Below are 19143 nucleotides of genomic sequence, written 5' to 3' on the forward strand. Positions count from 1 at the left end.
GATGCTGTTCTCCCGCAGGCTCATGCTCGGCCTTGCCATGGCAGGCTCTATGGCCGGCGCCCTCGCCGTCCCGGCGATGGCCGAAGGTCCGACCGAGATCGATCTGTTCTTCCCCGTTCCCGTCGACGGCAAGCTCGCCCGCGACATGGGCAGCCTGATCAAGGAGTTCAACGAGACCCATCCGGACGTCAAGGCGACCGCCGTCTACACCGGCTCCTATGACGACACGCTGATCAAGACGCGCGCGTCGATCAAGGCCGGCAAGCCGCCGGCCGCCGTGATCATGTCGGCGAATTTCCTGCTCGACATGCAGATCGAGAACGAGCTCACCAATCTCGATCCCCTGATCGCCGCCGACGGCACCACCAAGGACCAGTTCCTGGGCCAGTTCTTCCCGGCGCTGCAAGGCAACGCGGTGATCAACCGCTCGGTGTACGGCGTGCCGTTCCACAATTCGACGCCGCTGCTCTACATCAACGCCGACAAGGCCAAGGAAGCGGGCCTTGATCCGAACAAGCCGCCGCAGACCTGGGCCGAGCTCACCGACTGGGCCAAGAAGCTCACCAAGCGCGAGGGTGACAAGGTCACCCAATGGGGCATCGCGATCCCTTGCGCTTACGATTATTGCGGCTGGATGATGGAAACGCTCACCATGAGCAATGGCGGGCGCTACTACAACGAGGAGTTCGGCGGCGAGGTCTATTACGACACGCCCTCGATGCTCGGCGCACTCTCCTGGTGGAACGACCTCATCGCCAAGCACAAGGTGCATCCGCCCGGCGCCACGCCCGGTCCGGCCGTCAGCACCTCCTTCATCTCCGGCAACGCCGCGATGATGATGCTGTCGACGGGCTCGCTCACCTATGTGCGCGACAACGCCAAGTTCGCCTACAAGGTCGCCTTCATCCCGCGCAACGTCCGCAACGCGGTGCCGATCGGCGGCGCCTCGCTGATCATGCCGGCCGGGCTCGAGGCCGACAAGCAGAAGGCCGCCTGGACGCTGATCAAGTGGATGACCTCGCCCGAGAAGAGCGGCTGGTGGAGCCGCGCCACCGGCTATTTCGCGCCCAACATGGCCGCCTACAAGACGCCCGACATGGTCGACTTCCTCAACAAGAACCCGGACGCCAAGACCGCCGTCGAGCAGCTCGACGTCGCAAAGCCTTGGTTCGCCACCTACAAGACCGTCCCTGTCCGCAAGAACCTCGAGGACGAGGTGATGCTGGTCCTCAACGGCAAGAAGCAGCCGAAGGAAGCCCTCGCCGCCGCCCAGAAGGCCGCGGATGAGACGCTCAAGCCGTACAACGCGGAGACGTCGCTGAAGCTGCCGTAAGGCCTCTGTCGCTTCGTAGGGTGCATTAGCCTGCGGCTGCGCGAAGGCGCGGTCCGCAGGCGTAATCCACCTCGTCTGCGTCTTCGAAGGTGGATACTGGTGGATTACGCCTTCGGCTAATCCACCCTACACCCTTCCCCCGCCCCCCATTAACCCCCCGTCCACCATCCGGCCCGCCCCGCCGCCGGTAACCATTGCAATTAACAGACCCTCAACGCACCCCCGACAAATCTATCAATGTTTCTGGAGATTTCGCCGTGGATCTGTTGGTTTTCGAGTTCCTGGGACTGGCCCTGGTCGCCATGTGCGTGGTCGTGGTGGCGCTGCCCTGCGCCCGCAAATCCTCGCACCGGATCCGTTACGAATAGGAATTTCGTCGGAAAGCGACGATTCCGGCCCGATGCAAGGCTCGAATTTGCTTAGAGCCCCTTGACATCACAGCACTTTCGGCAGAACGGCTGATATCAAGTGTCATGGGCCGTTCATGGATTTGATTACCACCACCGCTGACCTCGCGGCTGCCTGCAGCCGGCTGGCCAAGCACCCCGTCATCACCGTCGATACCGAGTTTCTGCGCGAAACCACCTATTACCCGCTGCTATGCGTGGTGCAGATGGCCAGCGCCGAGGAAGCCGTGGTCATTGACGCCCTCGCCCCGGGCATCGACCTCAAGCCGTTCTTCGAGCTGATGGCCAATGAGGCCGTGCTGAAGGTCTTCCACGCCGCCCGGCAGGACATCGAGATCATCTGGCATCAGGCCAACATCATCCCGCACCCGGTGTTCGACACCCAGGTCGCGGCGATGGTGCTCGGCTACGGCGACAGCATCGCCTACGACCAGCTGGTCGAGAAGGTCACCGGCCACCGCCCGGACAAGACCCACCGCTTCACCGACTGGTCGCGCCGGCCGCTGACCAAGGAGCAGATGCATTACGCAGTCTCCGACGTCACCCATCTGCGCGACGTCTTCGCGGCGCTCGATGCCGACCTCAAGAAGCGCCGCCGCAGCGAATGGGTCTCGATCGAGATGGAGATCCTGACCTCGCCCAGGACCTACGACTTCCACCCCGAGCGCGCCTGGGAGCGGCTGAAGACGCGCGTGCGCAAGCCGAAGGACCTCGCCGTCCTGATGGAGGTCGCCGCCTGGCGCGAGCAGGAAGCGCAGAGCCGCGACGTGCCGCGCGGCCGCGTGCTGCGCGACGAGGCGATCACCGACATCGCCACCCACGCGCCGAACACGCTGGAGAAGCTTGCGCATCTGCGCTCGGTGCCGAAGGGGTTCGAGAAATCCAAATGGGGTGCGGACATCGTTGCCGCGGTCGAGCGCGGGCTGGCGCGGGATTTCTCGACGCTGCCGAAGCTGGAGAAGCCGCGCAACAATTCCAACGGCGCGGCCATCGTCGAGCTGCTTAAGGTGCTGCTGCGCATGACCGCCGAGCGCCATGCGGTGGCGAGCAAGGTGATCGCCACCGTCGACGACCTCGAAGAGATCGCAGCCGACGACGCCGCCGACGTCCCCGCCTTGCGCGGCTGGCGCCGCGAGCTGTTCGGCGAGGCCGCCTTGAAGCTCAAGCGCGGCGAGCTGGCGCTGGCGATCGAGAAGGGCCGCGTGGTCGGGGTTCAGCGGGCGTAGTCCCGCGATCTCTCCCTGCGGTCGTCCCGGCGAAGGCCGGGACCCATAACCACAGGGAGTGGTTTGGCGAAGACTCGTCGTTCGGTACCCCTACCGCGCTCAATCGACAGATCACGCGGTATGGGTCCCGGCCTTCGCCGGGACGACGCCGGTGGATGTGGTCGGCTGCTCCGGCCACACCGACACGCGCGCAGTTACGCCGGCGTCAGCTTCGCCACTTCGCCCTTCATGTCATTCAGCACGCCCGCGATCGCGGCGACCAGATCGTCGATCTGGGCCTTGGTCGCGATCATCGGCGGACAGATGGCGATGGCATCCAGCATGTTGCGGGAGATCACGCCGCGCTCCTGGAGCATGCGACTGGCGATGCCGCCGACCGCGCCGGGCGTTGTCGCTGCCGTCTTGCGCCCCTTGTCGAGCACGAGCTCGATCGCCGCGATCATGCCGACGCCGCGGACCTCGCCGACCAGCGGGTGGCTGGTGAGCTCGCGCAGCTTGCCCTGCATGTAACCGCCGAGCTCGGCGGCATGCGCGACCAGGCCGCGCTCCTCGATGATCTTGAGGTTCTCGAGCGCGATCGCCGAGCCGACGGGATGGCCGCCCGCGGTGAAACCGTGGCCGAGCACGCCGATCCTGTTGCTCTCGTCCGCGATCGGCTCGAACATGCGATCGTTCAGCATGATCGCCGACAGCGGGAAATAGCTGGAGGTGATCTGCTTGGAGACCACCATCGCGTCGGGCTTGATACCGTAGGTCTCGCAGCCGAACATCTTGCCGGTGCGGCCGAAGCCGCAGATCACCTCGTCGGCGACCAGCAGGATGTCGTACTTCTTGAGCACCTTCTGGATCTTGTCCCAATAGGTCGCCGGCGGCACGATGACGCCGCCCGCTCCCATCACCGGCTCGCCGAAGAACGCGGCGATCGTGTCCGGGCCTTCCTTCTGGATCAACGCGTCGAGCTCCTCGGCCCGGCGGGTGGCGAACGCCTCCTCGCTCTCGCCGGGCGCGCCGTCGTTGTAGAAATGCGGCGAGCCGGTGTGCAGGATGTTCGGCAGCGGCAGGTCGAACGAGCGATGGTTGTTCGGCAGGCCCGTGAGGCTGGCCGACGCGATGGTGACGCCGTGATAGGCGCGCAGACGGCTGATCACCTTCTTGCGCTGGGGCTGACCGAGCGCGTTGGAGCGATATGCGATCAGCTTCAGCACGGTGTCGTTGGCTTCCGAGCCGGAATTGGTGAAGAACACCTTGCTCATCGTAACAGGCGCGAGCGCCACCAGCTTCTCGGCGAGATCGATCGAGGGCCCGTGCGATTTGGCGGAGAACGTGTGATAGAACGGCAGCGCCTGCATCTGCTTGTGCGCCGCCTCGACCAGACGCTTCTCGTTGAAGCCGAGCCCGACGCTCCACAGACCCGCCATCGCCTCGAAATAGCGCTTGCCCGTCGCATCGAACACGTAAGGCCCCTCGCCGCGCTCGATTACCAGGGGACCGGCCTGCTGATGGGTGCGCGCGTTGGTGTAGGGATGGAGCTGGTAGGCCACATCCCGGGCCTCCTGCGAATTGGGCAGCATGGACATTTGCGAAATCCTTCGAATAGTCGCGTCGCCGGCGCGGCCAGCTTCGTCACTGATGATCGAGTTATCTGGCTATTGCGGCGAGGGAAAACTTGCAACGCCAATTCGTCGGCAGCAAGCGCTCAGCAGCGTTGCAGAAAGCCGCACACACGCAGCTTGCAAGACTTGTAGCTTGCAGACTTGTAGTTTGCAGACTTGGCAGTTCTCACGCCGCGCTGTCGTCATTGCCATCGTCGGCGGCGGCAGCAGCGGCCTCCCTCACCTCGACGAGCGCCATCGAAAGCAGATAGACCGTCGTGGGCAAGCCGATGCGGCGCGCCCTCTCGGCTGCGTGCGACAGCTCGCTCGCCAGCTCCTTGAGCTCTTCTCCCCGTGACAATGTCCCACCCCATCCGCCGATCGCGGCCTACACCGCAACGGCGCCGCTGGTTTTGATCAGTTCGGCGCTGGATTGGATTGTAGCAAAGTTTCCGACAACATTCACCACCGCCTGCTTGTAGGCGGCGGCCTCGCCCATCCCCGGCTGCCGGCAGGCCACGGCATCGGCGACCACCTGGTAGCGATGGCTGCGGTGAAACCCGTCGACGGCGGTGGCCAGGATGGTCTCGTCCAGCGAAAAGCCGATCACCACAAAGCGGCCATTGCGGATATTGGACATGTAGTCCACGAACCGCGATGAGCTGTAGGCCGAGGGCAGTGGGTGCTCGAACGTCATCTCGCCCGGCCGCGGCTTCGCCTCGGCGATCCAATCGGTCAGCCTCGATGCCGGATTGAACCAGGCGGCCTGGGCGATGCGCTTCAGATGCATCACCGGCCAGAGCTTGTCGCGCCATAGCGTCAGGAGTTCCAGGCAGCGCATGGTGGCGGCCTCGCCGTCGAGGATCACGTGGCGCCGCCCGGGGGTCAGATATTCGACCTGGAGGTCTGCACAGACCAGGATCGGCAGGTCGTCGGTGATGGAAGCCAGCATTGTCTTGCGTTTGGCTGCACCAGTTTCAGCGATCGGCGAGTGCGAGGTCCCGCAGCGGCGAGGTCACTGCCCGCCCCGCCGAGGCATCGAGCACCCCCGGCCGGTCCCAATCGCCCTCGGGACGGATGATTACGTAAGGATCACTGTCCAGAGTGATGGCGTCCGGCCCGGGCTCGATCTCCAGCAGCATCTCCGTGTAGGAGAAATCCGAGAAGGTGATCTTGCGGTTGTGGCCGAGCGGCTTGGCGCCGAAATGGGCCCAGAAATCGACCAGCCGGTCCTGCGCCTGGCCGTAGATCTTGCGAAAGCCCTTGCGCTTCACATAGTCGACGCTCGCCTGCACCAGCTTGAAGGAGACGCGCGAGCGCCGGTATTGGTGCCGCACCGCGAGCCGCTCGACCTTGGCGAAATCGCCGAAGAAGCGCACCCGCAGGCAGCCCGCAGGCTCGTTGCCGACATAGCCGATGAAATGCGCAGCGACCATGTCGTTGCCGTCGAACTCCTCCTCGAACGGACAATCCTGCTCGGCGAGATAGACCGCCGAGCGAATGGCGGTGACCAGCATGAGATCGCTGGGATCGCGCGCGAGGCGGATGGTGATGGCGCGGGAGTCGGGCTTGGCGAGGGGAATCCTAGTGCCGTGCATCTGCAAAACTCCTTGCTTGGATGATCGCACCGGGCATGCGCATCGACTGCCGATGCCAGGGGCGTTCGTAGCACCACAGGTCTGCTTGAAAGCTCGCGATCGGTTCGAAGCCGGTCGCTCTCATGATGTCGCGTCCGGCCACGGTTGATGGTTGCGCATAGCAATCCGCGCCGCGAAATCTTACCTGTCGCAGATGAGCCGCGGCCTTGCCGAGACCCGCGATGCCGCGCCCCGTCGCGGCGATCGCCCAGATATAGATCGCAGCAACGTCTTCCCTCGCGGAAGCGAGATAATGCGTCTCGGGCGCGGTGAGGCAGATCTCGTCGAGCAGCAGCGCATCGTGTCCGCGGTCGTTGAGAAACAGGAAGGCCATGCCACCGAGCAGACGGCCGTTCCGGCTGAATGTCAGGATGCTCTGGGGATCGAACGTGTAATATTTCGCAAGCTCCGCGGTCCCGATCTGCACGCCCGGCACCAGCCGGTGCGCCATCTCCGAAAGCGCTGCAATTTCGGAAAATTGCGCGCAACGGACATCGACCTCGGGACTGAGCGGCAGCGCGTCGAAATCATGCCTTGCGGCAAACGAGCCCCTTTTCATACGCAGATCGCCCCTCTATCGTTTGCGGCTTTCAGGCCCCGCTATCACGAGCTTAGCGGTTGGGGATCAGGAGTATGCAGCAGTTATTGCACCGGGGTGCTGCGATGATGCAGCACCGTGAAGAAGCCCTGGGCGCGTCCTGGGATGATTTGAAGCTGTTTTTAGCGTGCGCAAAATATAAAAGTTTCCGCAACGCCGCCGAAGAGCTCGGCCTCACCTCGACGACGCTGATGCGCCGGATCGATCGCCTCGAAGAGAGCATCGGCTGCAAGCTGTTCCTGCGCGACCAGAGCGGGCTCACGCTCAGCGACGAAGGCACTGCGATGATTGCCGACGTCGCGCACATGGAGCGTCACGCCTTCAACGTCTTCCGCCGCGCCTCGCGCTCGTCGAACGATACGTCGGGCACCGTGCGCGTCGCGGTGACGGAAGGTCCGGGCAACTTCTGGATCCTGCCGCGGCTGATCGACTTCCAGAAGACCTATCGCAAGATCACCGTCGACCTGCGCTGCGCGATGGAGCAGGCCGACGTCGCGCGGCTCGAATCCGATATCGCGATCCAGCTCGAGCCGCCGACCAATCCCGATCTGATCGTCGCCAAGCTCGGCCGCCTGCACATCTATCCGTTCGTCTCCAAGGAGTACGAGAAACTGTACGGCCTGCCGGCAACCCTGGCCGATCTGCAGGACCATCGCATCATCAAGCAGAGTGCACCGCAGGTCGACGACGGCGCCTATGCCCGCGTGCTCGGACTGAAATCGCTCGAGGGCATCGTCGGCATCAAGACCAATTCCTCCGTCGGCGTGCTCTATGCGGTGGAGCGCGGCGCCGGCATCGGCTTCCTGCCGACCGTGTCGATCGCGCTCGGCGCACCGCTCGTTGCCGTGGATCTCGGCGTGAGCCACCACGCCGATCTCTGGCTCACCTATCACAGAGAGTTTCGCGCCTCCGAGCGCCACAAGATCGTGGTCGAGTGGCTGAAGAAGATCTTCGATCCCAGGACCTATCCCTGCTTCCGCGACGAGTTCATCCATCCGGACGCGCTGGTGCCGATGATGACGGCCGCGCGCGAGGGGTTCGGATTGACCGGCTACGTCGCGGCAACGCCGACGTGATTACCACCGATATTCGAAACCGACCGTGCCCTGGTGCGAGGTGAGCTCGTTGCGGAACTTGCCGTCGTAATTGATGTAGAGCCGCGCAGTGTTGGTCAGGCTAAGCGAGGCCGAGCCGCCCGCATCCATGCCGTAACGGCTCTCGCCGATGCCGGGGACGACGATGCTCTGGGTCCCGAGGCTGACCTGCACCGATCCCAGGTTCTGATAGAAATTGTCGACGAACTTGCCGTAGGCCGACAGGTCCAGGATCTTCTGATCGAAGACGAAGTAGCGCCCGATCTCGGCGCCGATCATGACACGTGCGCGCGAGAGCGCCGTCGAGCCGACGTTGAGCGGATCGAGCCCGCCGGCCTCCTGGAACGCCGCGCTGGTGGCGCGGACATATTCGAGCGCCCCCTTGGGCACGATGCGCATCTGATCCTTGGTCCAGTAATAACTGACCTCGGTCAGCGCGCCATCGACCGCAGCACGATAGCCGGCCGTCGCGAAGCCGACGCCGGTATCCCGGCTGGAATGGACCTTGCCGAACCCGTGTACCACCGCGAAGGCCCAGGTCCACGGGCCCTTGTCGACCGAGCCGTTGAAGCCGATCTGCGTCAGGTCCATCGTCGCCGACTGCAGCGCCAGCGGCACGTCAACGTCGGTATGGCTCTGGTCGACCGAGAAGCCGAGATTGACACCCGGCGCGACCCGCGCGCCGAAGCCGGCAACGCCGCCAAACGTGTTGCGCTTGTCGCCGACGAAGTCGCCTTGCGGATCAGTCCGCACCGAGATGCCGTAGCCCTCGAACCACGTGCGGTAGCGCGGATCTTCCGTAGCTGCGGACGCCCCGCCCCCGCCGGGATTGGTGCGGAAGGCGCGGTTGACGCCGCCCGATGCCTGGTTGCCCAGCCGCTCCAGGAAATTCGAGCCGAGATTGAGCGCACTGCTGCCGATCGACTGGTCGTAATTGATCGAGGTCGAGGTCGGGGTCGGTGACGGCGTGGGCGTTGGGGTCGGCGTGGGGGTTGGCGTTGGTGTCGGCGTTGGCGTTGGCGTTTGCGCCAGAACCGGCGTGGCCGACATCATCACGGCGAATGCGCACGCCATCATAATGGCCGTCGCGATCCGGCGGACGCGGTCCAGCCCGATCGTCTGCCGTATCCCTGACGGCTGCGAGGTGCAGCGCATGACGACTAATCCCGAAGCAAAGGGCGGTCCGCAAAAATGCAACACGGGCGGCTCGCGTGTGCGGCGATTTGTGCCGAACTGCCACGGAGGGTCAACCGGTTGGCACGCTGTGACCGAGGCTATTGCCCTCGATTGTGGTTCCGCGGCCACAGGTCGCAAATAGCAGACGATAGCCCCGGCCCCGGTCTTGAAATTCGCGCGCGGCTTGCTAACGCGCGATTTTCATGTTGCAATATCCGACACAATCGGAATTGGCCGCTCGACTGTGCGTTTCGCGACGATGAGACTCGAACAGACTTCCGGAAGCCCGTTTGTGGCGTGGCACGCGAAAAAGCGGCCGCGTCTTTTTTTATCTAGTGGAGGAGACTAGCGATGCCGCAAAAGGGCACCGTCAAATGGTTCAACCCGACCAAGGGCTATGGGTTCATCAAGCCGAACGGCGGCGACAAGGACGTGTTCGTCCACATCTCCGCCGTCGAGCGTGCCGGACTCTCCACCCTCAACGAGAACCAGGTGGTTGAATACGACCTCGTGGAGAACCGCGGCAAATCATCCGCGGAGAACCTCAAGGTCTCCTGACTTCTCTCACCACAAGCGAGAGATCATGACGTTGCCCCCGGCTCTGCCGGGGGATTTCGTTTGGGGGAGACGAAACGAAGGCGACGCCTCAGCTCACCACCGGCGCAACCAAAAAATTCTCCGACGCGGAGCTGCCCGCCGTCCTGCAGACATCGCCCTCGATCCGGACCTTGCCGGTCGCCAGCAGCCGCAGCGCTTCGGGATAGATGCGGTGCTCGACTTCGAGGATGCGCTCCGACAGCGTGTCCGCCGTGTCGTGGTCGCCGACGGGAACCGCGCCCTGCATCACGATCGGGCCGGCATCGGTCTCGGGAATGACGAAGTGTACCGTCGCACCGGACAGCTTTACACCGGCGCGCAGGGCCTGGCCGTGCGGGTCGAGGCCGGGGAACGACGGCAGCAGCGAGGGATGGATGTTGAGCATCCGCCCGTACCAGGCTTTTGTGAACTCGGCCGTGAACAGGCGCATGAAGCCGCCGAGGCAGATCAGCTCGATGCCGTGCTGGTCGAGAGCTGCCTGCAGCACCTTTTCGAAGCCGGCGCGGTCCTTGCCGAACGGCTTGCTCTCGATCACCAGCGTGTTGACGCCGCTTGCCTTGGCCCGTTCGAGCCCGAGCGCATCGGCCTTGTTCGAGATGACGAGCGATATCTCCGCCGGGAAATCCGCGGCAGCGGCTGCCTTGATCAGCGCGGCCATATTGGAGCCGCGACCGGAGATCAGAATTGCGACGCGGCGCTTCATCACAGCGCCAGATCGAGGTGACCGTTATAGACGACGCGGTGCTCGCCCTCAGCCGGGATCACGGTGCCGAGCTGCGCCACGGTCTCGCCGGCGTCGGTGAAGACCCGCACGACCTCGTCGACCTTGTCCGGCTCGACGATCGCGATCATGCCGATGCCGCAATTGAAGGTCCGCAGCATCTCGAGCTCGGCGATGCCGGCCTGCGCGGCGAGCCATTTGAACACCGGCAGGACCGGCAGGCGCGCGAGATCGATGCCGACGCCGAGATCCTTCGGCAGGACGCGCGGAATGTTGTCGGTGAAGCCGCCGCCGGTGATATGGGCGAGCCCCTTCACCGCGCCGGTCTCGCGGATCGCCCGCAGGCAGGATTTGACGTAGAGCTTCGTCGGCGTCAGCAGCGCGCCGCCGAGCGTCATGACGGGCGCAAACGGCGCCGGGGCCCCGAAGCCAAGGCCGGATTGTTCCACGATCTTGCGCACCAGCGAGAAGCCGTTGGAGTGCACGCCCGACGAGGCGAGGCCGATCACGGCGTCGCCCGCGGCGATATCCTTGCGCGGCAACAGGGTACCGCGCTCGGCGGCGCCGACGGCAAAGCCGCCGAGGTCGTAATCGCCGTCCTTGTAGAGGCCGGGCATCTCGGCGGTCTCGCCGCCGATCAGGGCGCAGCCGGATTCACGGCAGCCTTCGGCAACGCCGGCAACGATCGCGGCGGTGGCCTCCGGGTCGAGCTTGCCGCAGGCGAAATAGTCCAGAAAGAACAGCGGCTCGGCGCCCTGCACCACGAGGTCGTTGACGCTCATGGCGACGAGGTCGATGCCGATCCCGCCATGCAGGCCGGTCTCGATCGCGATCTTGACCTTGGTTCCGACGCCGTCGGTGGCGGCCACCAGGACTGGGTCCTTGAAACCGGCCGCCTTGAGGTCGAACAGGCCGCCGAAGCCGCCGATCTCGGCGTCGGCGCCGGGGCGCGCGGTGGCGCGCACCATCGGCTTGATCAGGTCGACCAGGCGGTTGCCCGCATCGATATCGACGCCTGAATCGGCGTAAGTGAGGCCGTTTTTGCGGTCGGTCATGCCCGATTTCCAGTGGGTTTGCGGCTGGTTACGTCGAATTCCGGGGATGCGCAATGGCTCGCATGGCGCTCCCGGGCGTACTATGTAGATATCAACCGGTTCAGCCTCCAAGGGGCCGGATTCGAGGTCAGGCCGGGTGCCGGGAAGCGCCGCGTGAGTATTCCGAACATCATTACCCTGGGCCGCATCATGCTGGTCCCGATCATCGTCTGGGCCATCGTGTCGAGCCAAATGGAGGTGGCATTCGCCGTCTTCCTGATCGCGGGCATCAGCGACGCCGTCGACGGCTTCCTGGCCAAGCGCTTCAACATGCGCAGCGAGCTCGGTGCCCTGCTGGACCCGCTCGCCGACAAGGCGCTCCTGGTCTCGATCTATCTCGCCCTCGGCATCTGGGGCGACATCCCGCGCTGGGTCGTGATCCTGGTGGTGTCGCGCGACATCATGATCGTCACTGCGGTGATCGTGTCCTGGCTGTTCGACAAGCCGGTCGAGATGAAGCCGTCGAAAGTATCCAAGCTAAACACAGCCGCCCAGGTCGCCTACGCCGCCTTGGTGCTGGCATCTCTTGCCTTCGGCTTCAAGCCTGCGCCCTATGATATGATCATGATGGGCCTCGTCACGGTCTTCACGCTCTCCTCCGTGTCGCTCTATCTCGTGGAGTGGCTGCGGCACATGAGCACGATCGAGGCCAAATGAGCTGGGAGGCGGCCCCGCAAAGGCCAACTCCCGCGCGATCAAGTCGAATCTCTCAAAGCGAAGCCGGCGCGCCGGCATGGAGCAAAGCTAGCGTGGCAGGCCGCGTTCAACCCCGACAATTGGCGTTTTCGCTTCCGCATGCGGAGAGCCTCAGCCGGGACAATTTCCTCGAAGGACCCGCCAACGCCGCCGGCCTCGCCTTGATCGACGGCTGGCCGGAATGGCCGAACCGCATCATGTGGCTGGCCGGCCCCGAAGGCAGCGGCAAGAGCCATTTGGCCGCGATCTGGGCGGAGGAAGCCGGCGCGCGCTCGACGACGGCGAATGGACTGACCGCCCCAGGCGTTCCGGCCGCGCTCGCCACCGGCGCGCTGGTGGTCGAGGATCTCAAGGCCGGGGATTTTGACGAACGCGCCCTCTTCCACCTGATGAACCTCGCCCGGGAGGACGGCGCCTACGTGCTCTTCACCGGGCGCGACGCGCCGGCCTCGCTCGAGATCGAGCTCCGCGATCTGCGCTCGCGGCTGCGCACCGTGCCCGTGGTCGCGCTGCTGCCGCCCGACGACCAGCTGTTCCGCGGCCTGATCGTCAAATTCTGCGCCGATCGCCAGCTCACCGTGGACGAGAGCGTGGTCGGCTACCTCGCCACCCGGCTGGAGCGGTCCTCGGCGGCGGCCCGGCAGGCTGTGGAGTTGCTCGACAGCGAGGCCCTGCGCCTCGGCCGCCCGGTCACAAGGGCGCTGGCCGCCGAGCTGCTGCGGGACGCCTGACCCCCGCCCGGGTCCCGACGCCGCTTGACTGCGCGGAACCGCGGAACATCAATGTCATCGAAACGTCATCGCTCTAACACATGCTCCCGCCGGTTTTGCGCATAGCTCGCAAATTGGGGTGAACTGGATGGATCGACTTCTCATGGACTCAGCGCAAGCCGTTGAAACAAAAGAAAAAGCCCCGGAAACCGAGGGCCTTCCGGCGATCGCATCGAGCCCCGAACGGTTCATCAACCGCGAGCTGTCCTGGCTGCATTTCAACCGCCGCGTCCTCGAGGAATCGGTCAATCCCAGCCATCCCGTGCTGGAGCGGGTGCGATTCCTGTCGATTTCGGCAAACAACCTCGACGAATTCTTCATGGTCCGCGTCGCCGGCATCAAGGCCCAGGTGCGCGAGGGCATCGCCGAGCGCAGCCCCGACGGCCTGACGCCGTCCGAGCAGCTCGCGCTGATCAACCGCACGGTGTCCCAGCTTGCCTCCGACCAGCAGGCGATCTGGCGTGATCTGCGCGGCACGTTGGCCGATGTCGGCATCGTTCTGGTGGACGGCAAGGACGTCACCAAGGCGGAGCGGACCTGGGTCGAGGACTACTTCCTCAACAACGTCTTCCCGCTGCTCACCCCGCTGGCGATCGACCCGGCCCACCCCTTCCCGTTCATTCCGAGCCTCGGCTTCACCATCGCGCTCCAGCTCACCCGCGCCGCCGACGGCAGGCAGATGAACGCGCTGATCCGCATGCCCGGCAAGATCGACCGCTTCATCCGGTTGCCGTCCGAAGGCAAGACCGTCCGGCTCATTTCGCTGGAGCAGGCCACCGGGCTGTTCATCAACCGCCTGTTTCCCGGCTACAATCTGCACGGCCAGGGCGCCTTCCGCATCATCCGCGACTCCGAACTCGAAATCGAGGAAGAGGCCGAAGACCTCGTCCGCCTGTTCGAGACCGCGCTGAAGCGCCGCCGCCGCGGATCGGTGATCCGGCTCGAGATCGACGCCAAGATGCCGGAAGAGCTGCGCAGCTTCGTGCAGCACGCGCTCTCGGCCGCCGACGACGAGGTGTTTCTGGTCGACGGCGTGCAGGCGATGAACGAGCTCTCGCAGCTCACCCGCCTCGACCGGCCCGACCTCGAATTCACTCCTTACGTGCCGCGCCACCCCGAGCGGGTGCGCGAGCATGGCGGCGACATCTTTGCCGCGATCCGGCAGAAGGACCTGATCGTCCACCACCCCTATGAGTCCTTCGACGTCGTCGTGCAGTTCCTGCAGCAGGCCGCGCGCGACCCCGATGTCGTCGCGATCAAGCAGACGCTCTACCGCACCTCCAACAACTCGCCGATCGTGCGCGCGCTCGCCGAGGCTGCCGAGGCCGGCAAGTCCGTCACCGCGCTGATCGAGCTCAAGGCGCGCTTCGACGAGGAGGCCAATATCCGCTGGGCGCGCGACCTGGAGCGCGCCGGCGTGCAGGTCGTCTACGGGTTCCTCGAATTGAAGACGCACGCGAAACTCTCGATGGTGGTACGCCGCGAGGGCGGCAGCCTCACGACCTACGTCCACACCGGCACCGGCAACTACCACCCGGTCACCGCGCGTATCTATACCGACCTCTCCTACTTCACCTCGGATCCGACCATCGGGCGCGATGCCGCGCGCGTGTTCAACTTCATCACCGGCTATGCGGCGCCGAGCGATCTGGAAAAGATGGCGGTCTCGCCGCTCACCTTGCGCAAGCGCATCATCGAGCACATCCAGGGCGAGACCGCGCATGCGCGGCACGGCCGTCCCGGCGCGGTCTGGATGAAGATGAATGCGCTGGTCGACCCCGACATCATCGACGCGCTCTACGAGGCCTCGCAGGCCGGCGTGCAGGTCGAGCTCGTGGTGCGCGGTATCTGTTGCCTGCGTCCTGGTATTCCCGGCCTGTCGGAGAACATCCGCGTCAAGTCGATCATCGGACGCTTCCTGGAACACGGCCGAATCTACTGCTTCGGCATGGGCCAGGGCCTGCCGAGCGCGAAAGCGGCTGTGTATATCTCCTCGGCCGACATGATGCCGCGCAACCTCGACCGCCGCGTCGAGGTGCTGTGTCCGCTGCAAAATCCCACGGTGCATCAGCAGGTTCTCGAACAGATCATGGTCGCGAATCTGAAGGACAATGAGCAAAGCTGGCAGTTGTTGCCGGACGGGTCCTCAACGCGTATGAAGGCCGCGAAGGGCGAGGAGCCTTTCAACGTCCACAACTATTTCATGACAAATCCGAGTCTGTCTGGCCGTGGAAAGTCGCTCAAGGAATCCTCGCCGCGCCGCCTCACGCGCCGGAATGAACGTCATCAATCCTGATCCGGGATCCCTGACGTGACGCGGCCGCGCAAGCGCGGCGCCACTGTCGCGGTCATCGACATCGGTTCCAACTCGGTCCGTCTCGTCGTCTACGAGGCGCTGGCGCGGAGCCTCATTCCGATCTTCAACGAGAAGACGCTGTGCGGCCTCGGGCGCGAGGTGCAGAGCACGGGCCTGCTCGCCCCCGACGCCGTCGACAAGGCGCTGACCTCGCTCAAGCGCTTCCGCGCGCTGTGCCGGGTGATGCAGGTCGGGCGCGTGTTCGCGATCGCCACTGCAGCGTGCCGCGATGCCTCCAACGGCCCCGACTTCATCGCGAAAGCCGAGCGCATCTGCGCCGTCAAGATCGAGATCCTGTCGGGCCCGCGCGAGGCGCGGCTGTCGGCGCTCGGCGTGATCTCCGGCATCCACCATCCCGACGGCATCGTCGGCGATCTCGGCGGCGGCTCGCTCGAGCTGATCGACGTGCGCAGGAACAGCGTGCGCAGCGGCGTCACGCTGCCGCTCGGCGGCCTTGCGCTGCAGGATCTCGCGCACAAATCGCTCAAGCGCGCCGACCGCATCGTGCGCGCGGAGATCGACGAGGTGCAGCTGCTCGCTGCCGGCCGCGGCCGCACCTTCTACGCCGTCGGCGGCACCTGGCGCGCGCTCGCGCGCATCCACATCATCCAGAGCGGCTATCCGCTCCAGGTGATGCACGGCTACTCGATTTCCGCGGCTGAGGCGCTCGACTTCTCGCGCCGCCTGCGCCGGCTTGCGGCCGCCGACATGCTCGCCGACATCGAGATCGTCGCCGACGCGCGCCGCCCTCTCCTCACCTATGCGGCGCTGGTGCTCGAGCACATCATCCGCGTCGCAAAACCCAAGAACATCGTGTTCTCCACCTTCGGCGTGCGCGAGGGCCTGCTGCACGAGAAGCTGCCGGAGGCCGAGCGCAACAAGGACGGCCTGATCTGCGCAGCCGAGGAGCTCAACCAGCTGCTGTCACGCTCGGCCAAGCACGCCCGCGAGCTGATCGCCTGGACCGACCGCCTGGTGCGCGTCGTGAAGCTGCGCGAGACCGAGGAGGACCGCCGCCTGCGCCACACCGCGTGCCTGCTCTCCGACATCGGCTGGCGCGTGCATCCCGACCACCGCGGCGAGCAGACGCTGAGCCTCGTCGTCAACGGCAATTTCGGCGCGATCACCCACACCGAGCGCGCCTTCGTCGGCCTGTCGGTGTTCTATCGCTACGCTGGCCTCAGCGAGGAAAACCAGCCGCCGGTCACCACGCAGGAGCTGCTGACCCCGGCGCAGCTCGAACGCGCCCGCCTGCTCGGCGCGGCATTCCGTGTCGCGCATCTGATCTCGGCGGCGCGCCCAGGCGTCTTGCCCGCCACGCATTTCCGCACCCAGGGCCGCAAATTGATGCTGGTGTTCGAGCATCGGCTCGTCGACCTCGTCGCCGACCGCGTCGGCAGCCGCTTCAAGCAGCTCGCCCGCCTGGTCGGCCGTTCGGGGTCGATCGTAAGGCGGTAATTCACCTCTCCCTGTTGGAGAGGTGACGCGGGCGCCCCCTCGAAAAGCTTACTCCGCCGACGCCTTGGCGTGGCGCTCGGAGGATTCGAGCGCTGCCGCACTCAGACTGCGCCGGCGCCAGATGGTGCCGACGACCAGCACGACGACGACGCCGAGCGCTGCGCAGAGATATTCGCCGCCTCCCCCGCCATGGCCGAATTGCGGCGGGATGCGGAACGCGCCGAGGATCGAATCCAGCGAGGCGCCGAGCGGGCCGTCGAACAGCGTGTGCAGCCTCGGCGCGATGCCTGGATCGGTCGCGATCACTTCGCCCGCGATCCAGCCGAGCAGCGCCGCACCGGCCCACACCAGCACCGGCAGCTTGGCCAGCAGGGCCATGATCAGCGCCGCACCGGCGACGATCAAGGGAACGCTGATGGCAAGGCCGAGGATCAGCAGCGGCACGCTGCCATTGGCAGCAGCGGCGACCGCAATGACGTTGTCCAGACTCATGACGATGTCGGCGACCACGACGATCTGGATGGCCTGCCACAGATGCGAGGCGGACTCGACGTCGTCCTCGTCCTCGTTCTCCGGCACCAAGAGCTTGGCCGCGATCACGATCAGCGCGAGACCGCCGACCAGCTTGAGGTACGGCAGCTCCATCAGGGTCGCGACGATGCCGGTGAAGATGATGCGCAGCATCACCGCCGCGCCCGCACCGAAGATCATGCCCCACAGCCGGTGCCGCGGCGAGAGACCGCGGCAGGCGAGCGCGATCACCAGCGCGTTGTCGCCAGACAAGAGGATGTTGATCCAGATGATCTTGCCGACCGCAATCCAGAAGGTCGGTTCGGCCATCTCATTGCGGAACTGGGTGAAGAACGCCCCGATCGTAGCGGGATCGAAGATCTGCCAGAGCCAGCTCACAATAAGTCCTTTCGCCCAGTCGCCTTAACTCTTCAGCTGATCGATCAGCCGACGATCTCGTTGCCCGAGAAGAACTGCGCGATCTCGATCGCGGCGGTCTCCGGCGCATCCGAGCCGTGTGCGGAGTTCTCGCCGATCGACTTTGCGTAGAGCTTGCGGATGGTACCCTCCGCCGCCTTGGACGGATCGGTCGCACCCATCGCGTCGCGATACTTGGCGATGGCGTTCTCGGCCTCCAGGACCTGGACGACGACCGGGCCCGAGGTCATGAACTCGACGAGCTCGCCGAAGAACGGGCGGGCCTTATGGACGGCATAGAAGGTCTCGGCCTGTTCCTTGGTCATGCGGATGCGCTTCTGCGCGACGATGCGCAGGCCCGCCTTCTCGATCACGGCGTTGACCGCACCGGTCAGGTTACGCGCGGTCGCGTCGGGCTTGATGATCGAGAAAGTGCGTTCGATGGCCATAATCTTGTCCTTGGGAAGAAAGCGGTGGTTCGGAGTTGCGGGGCTTATATCGGCGCCGTTGCCGGACGGCAAGCGACCGCCAGAGCCGTCTCACGGGCGCTTCGCCGCAGGCTGATCCGGGCGGATCAAGACGGGGATTACCGAGATTTCACCCAGATGAACCGAATCTGAAGCCCCCATTCAGGGTTTGGTTCAGCCTCGCCGGCGTAAGGTCGGGCCTATCGAAACCGAAGCCTGATCGACAGGCGGAACGTTTCGGCGGCCTTTCCATCGACGCGATAGCCCCGCGCCGGCAGTCTTGAGGAGATCACCATGTTGAGGAAACTTTCGCTTGCCGCCGTCGCCGCGGTCGCGCTGGGTGCCGCGCTGGCACCGACCTCGGCCTCCGCGCACTGGCATGGCGGCGGCTGGGGCTGGCACGGCGGCGGCTGGCATCACGGCTACGGCTGGGGTGGCCCGCGCGTCTATGCCCCCGTCTCCTACGGTTATGGCGGCTGCTATGTGCGCCGGCTGGTCCCGACCCCCTGGGGACCCCGCTGGCGACTGATCAACCGCTGCTACTGAGCCCGACAGCACCTTCTTAAAGCACCTTCCGACGGTACCTAAGCCCCCCAAGGTACCTCCTAGAGAGGCCCCGGTGATCCCCCCGCCGGGGCCTCGTTTTTGGGCGGTTGCGTCCAATTCATACAATTTTTGCTAGAACGCCGGACATCCCCAAAGAATGGCGAAACCATTTGGGGGGCCAATGACTTGGTACCGTATCGTTACTCTGCAACATGGAACCGGTCATGACTGGCCTTCTCGCCAATGACAGCGAACAGATCGACCGGCGCACCAGCCGTTCGATCTGCGATGCGGTGGGCGAACGGCTCCAGCAGAGCCTGCGCCCCGAACCCCACTTGCCGACGCATCTCGAGCAGCTCCTGAACGAGCTGAAGCGACGCGAGCGCGAGTCGCACTGAGCATGATCCGGACCCGAAGGGCCGCGCCAGCGCAAAGTGCGAAGCGGTTT

20 protein-coding genes are annotated in these 19143 nt (G+C 65.1%); 10 read left to right on the forward strand and 10 right to left on the reverse strand.

The window, feature by feature from the left end; translation table 11 throughout:
* Window position 1: 1 nt before the first annotated feature.
* Window positions 2–1333, forward strand: coding sequence for an ABC transporter substrate-binding protein (locus JQ603_RS05620; protein ID WP_212337185.1), 1332 nt, complete (start codon window positions 2–4; stop codon window positions 1331–1333).
* 484 nt (window positions 1334–1817) lie between these two features.
* A complete protein-coding gene (rnd, locus tag JQ603_RS05625; RefSeq protein WP_212337187.1) occupies window positions 1818–2966 on the forward strand; it encodes a ribonuclease D in 1149 nt (382 codons plus the stop codon).
* Between the two features lie 194 nt (window positions 2967–3160).
* On the opposite strand, the gene JQ603_RS05630 is transcribed toward rnd, so the two are convergent.
* The 5 genes from JQ603_RS05630 to JQ603_RS05650 all read right to left on the reverse strand — a co-directional run bounded on the left by JQ603_RS05630 (window position 3161) and on the right by JQ603_RS05650 (window position 6754).
* The gene (locus tag JQ603_RS05630) at window positions 3161–4543 is read right to left on the reverse strand and encodes an aspartate aminotransferase family protein (protein ID WP_212337189.1); all 1383 of its coding nucleotides are present in this window, start codon (window positions 4541–4543) and stop codon (window positions 3161–3163) included.
* Window positions 4544–4745: 202 nt separating this feature from the next.
* Window positions 4746–4919: a hypothetical protein gene (locus JQ603_RS05635; RefSeq protein WP_212337191.1), complete on the reverse strand. Its 174-nt coding sequence runs from the start codon at window positions 4917–4919 to the stop codon at window positions 4746–4748.
* Between the two features lie 27 nt (window positions 4920–4946).
* Window positions 4947–5510 (reverse strand): isochorismatase family protein, encoded by a 564-nt coding sequence (locus JQ603_RS05640; protein ID WP_212337193.1) that lies wholly within the window; start codon window positions 5508–5510, stop codon window positions 4947–4949.
* Between the two features lie 25 nt (window positions 5511–5535).
* Window positions 5536–6156: a GNAT family N-acetyltransferase gene (locus JQ603_RS05645; protein ID WP_018645421.1), complete on the reverse strand. Its 621-nt coding sequence runs from the start codon at window positions 6154–6156 to the stop codon at window positions 5536–5538.
* Window positions 6143–6754 carry a hypothetical protein gene (locus tag JQ603_RS05650; protein WP_212337195.1) on the reverse strand — a complete coding sequence of 204 codons (612 nt, stop codon included), beginning with the start codon at window positions 6752–6754 and terminating at the stop codon, window positions 6143–6145. The genes JQ603_RS05645 and JQ603_RS05650 overlap by 14 nt, the downstream gene beginning before the upstream one ends.
* A gap of 74 nt (window positions 6755–6828) precedes the next feature.
* Between JQ603_RS05650 and JQ603_RS05655 the strand changes: the two genes are divergently transcribed.
* Window positions 6829–7869, forward strand: coding sequence for a LysR family transcriptional regulator (locus tag JQ603_RS05655; RefSeq protein ID WP_212337197.1), 1041 nt, complete (start codon window positions 6829–6831; stop codon window positions 7867–7869).
* Here the strand turns inward: JQ603_RS05655 and JQ603_RS05660 are convergent, their stop codons facing one another.
* Window positions 7870–9042, reverse strand: coding sequence for an autotransporter outer membrane beta-barrel domain-containing protein (locus JQ603_RS05660; RefSeq protein ID WP_212337199.1), 1173 nt, complete (start codon window positions 9040–9042; stop codon window positions 7870–7872).
* Window positions 9043–9414: 372 nt separating this feature from the next.
* Here JQ603_RS05660 and JQ603_RS05665 point away from each other — a divergent pair, with 372 nt between their 5' ends.
* A complete protein-coding gene (locus tag JQ603_RS05665) occupies window positions 9415–9621 on the forward strand; it encodes a cold-shock protein (protein ID WP_008551638.1) in 207 nt (68 codons plus the stop codon).
* 88 nt (window positions 9622–9709) lie between these two features.
* Here the strand turns inward: JQ603_RS05665 and purN are convergent, their stop codons facing one another.
* Complete coding sequence (purN, locus tag JQ603_RS05670; protein WP_212337201.1) at window positions 9710–10363, reverse strand: phosphoribosylglycinamide formyltransferase; 654 nt, start codon at window positions 10361–10363, stop codon at window positions 9710–9712.
* Window positions 10363–11436 carry a phosphoribosylformylglycinamidine cyclo-ligase gene (purM, locus tag JQ603_RS05675; RefSeq protein WP_212337203.1) on the reverse strand — a complete coding sequence of 358 codons (1074 nt, stop codon included), beginning with the start codon at window positions 11434–11436 and terminating at the stop codon, window positions 10363–10365. The genes purN and purM overlap by 1 nt, the downstream gene beginning before the upstream one ends.
* A 153-nt stretch (window positions 11437–11589) precedes the next feature.
* Here purM and JQ603_RS05680 point away from each other — a divergent pair, with 153 nt between their 5' ends.
* The 4 genes from JQ603_RS05680 (at window position 11590) to ppx (ending at window position 16755) form a co-directional block, all read left to right on the forward strand.
* Window positions 11590–12132, forward strand: a complete 543-nt coding sequence (locus JQ603_RS05680) for a CDP-alcohol phosphatidyltransferase family protein (RefSeq protein WP_018645412.1) — start codon at window positions 11590–11592, stop codon at window positions 12130–12132.
* Between the two features lie 92 nt (window positions 12133–12224).
* The gene (locus tag JQ603_RS05685) at window positions 12225–12902 is read left to right on the forward strand and encodes a DnaA ATPase domain-containing protein (protein ID WP_212337205.1); all 678 of its coding nucleotides are present in this window, start codon (window positions 12225–12227) and stop codon (window positions 12900–12902) included.
* A gap of 142 nt (window positions 12903–13044) precedes the next feature.
* Window positions 13045–15237, forward strand: a complete 2193-nt coding sequence (locus JQ603_RS05690; protein WP_212338222.1) for an RNA degradosome polyphosphate kinase — start codon at window positions 13045–13047, stop codon at window positions 15235–15237.
* Between the two features lie 15 nt (window positions 15238–15252).
* Entirely contained in the window at window positions 15253–16755 is a 1503-nt protein-coding gene (ppx, locus tag JQ603_RS05695; protein WP_212337207.1) for an exopolyphosphatase, read from the forward strand.
* Window positions 16756–16803: 48 nt separating this feature from the next.
* Here ppx and JQ603_RS05700 read toward each other — a convergent pair whose 3' ends face one another.
* Window positions 16804–17664 (reverse strand): TerC family protein, encoded by an 861-nt coding sequence (locus JQ603_RS05700; protein WP_212337223.1) that lies wholly within the window; start codon window positions 17662–17664, stop codon window positions 16804–16806.
* 44 nt (window positions 17665–17708) lie between these two features.
* Window positions 17709–18131 (reverse strand): nucleoside-diphosphate kinase, encoded by a 423-nt coding sequence (ndk, locus tag JQ603_RS05705; RefSeq protein ID WP_018645406.1) that lies wholly within the window; start codon window positions 18129–18131, stop codon window positions 17709–17711.
* A 312-nt stretch (window positions 18132–18443) separates the two neighbouring features.
* On the opposite strand from ndk, the gene JQ603_RS05710 reads away from it, so the two are divergent.
* Window positions 18444–18695, forward strand: a complete 252-nt coding sequence (locus JQ603_RS05710) for a sulfur globule protein precursor (RefSeq protein ID WP_212337225.1) — start codon at window positions 18444–18446, stop codon at window positions 18693–18695.
* Between the two features lie 224 nt (window positions 18696–18919).
* Entirely contained in the window at window positions 18920–19093 is a 174-nt protein-coding gene (locus tag JQ603_RS05715; RefSeq protein WP_212337227.1) for a hypothetical protein, read from the forward strand.
* Window positions 19094–19143: the final 50 nt, after the last annotated feature.

Origin of the sequence: Bradyrhizobium liaoningense, assembly GCF_018130825.1 — a bacterium.
GTDB lineage: Bacteria > Pseudomonadota > Alphaproteobacteria > Rhizobiales > Xanthobacteraceae > Bradyrhizobium > Bradyrhizobium liaoningense_B.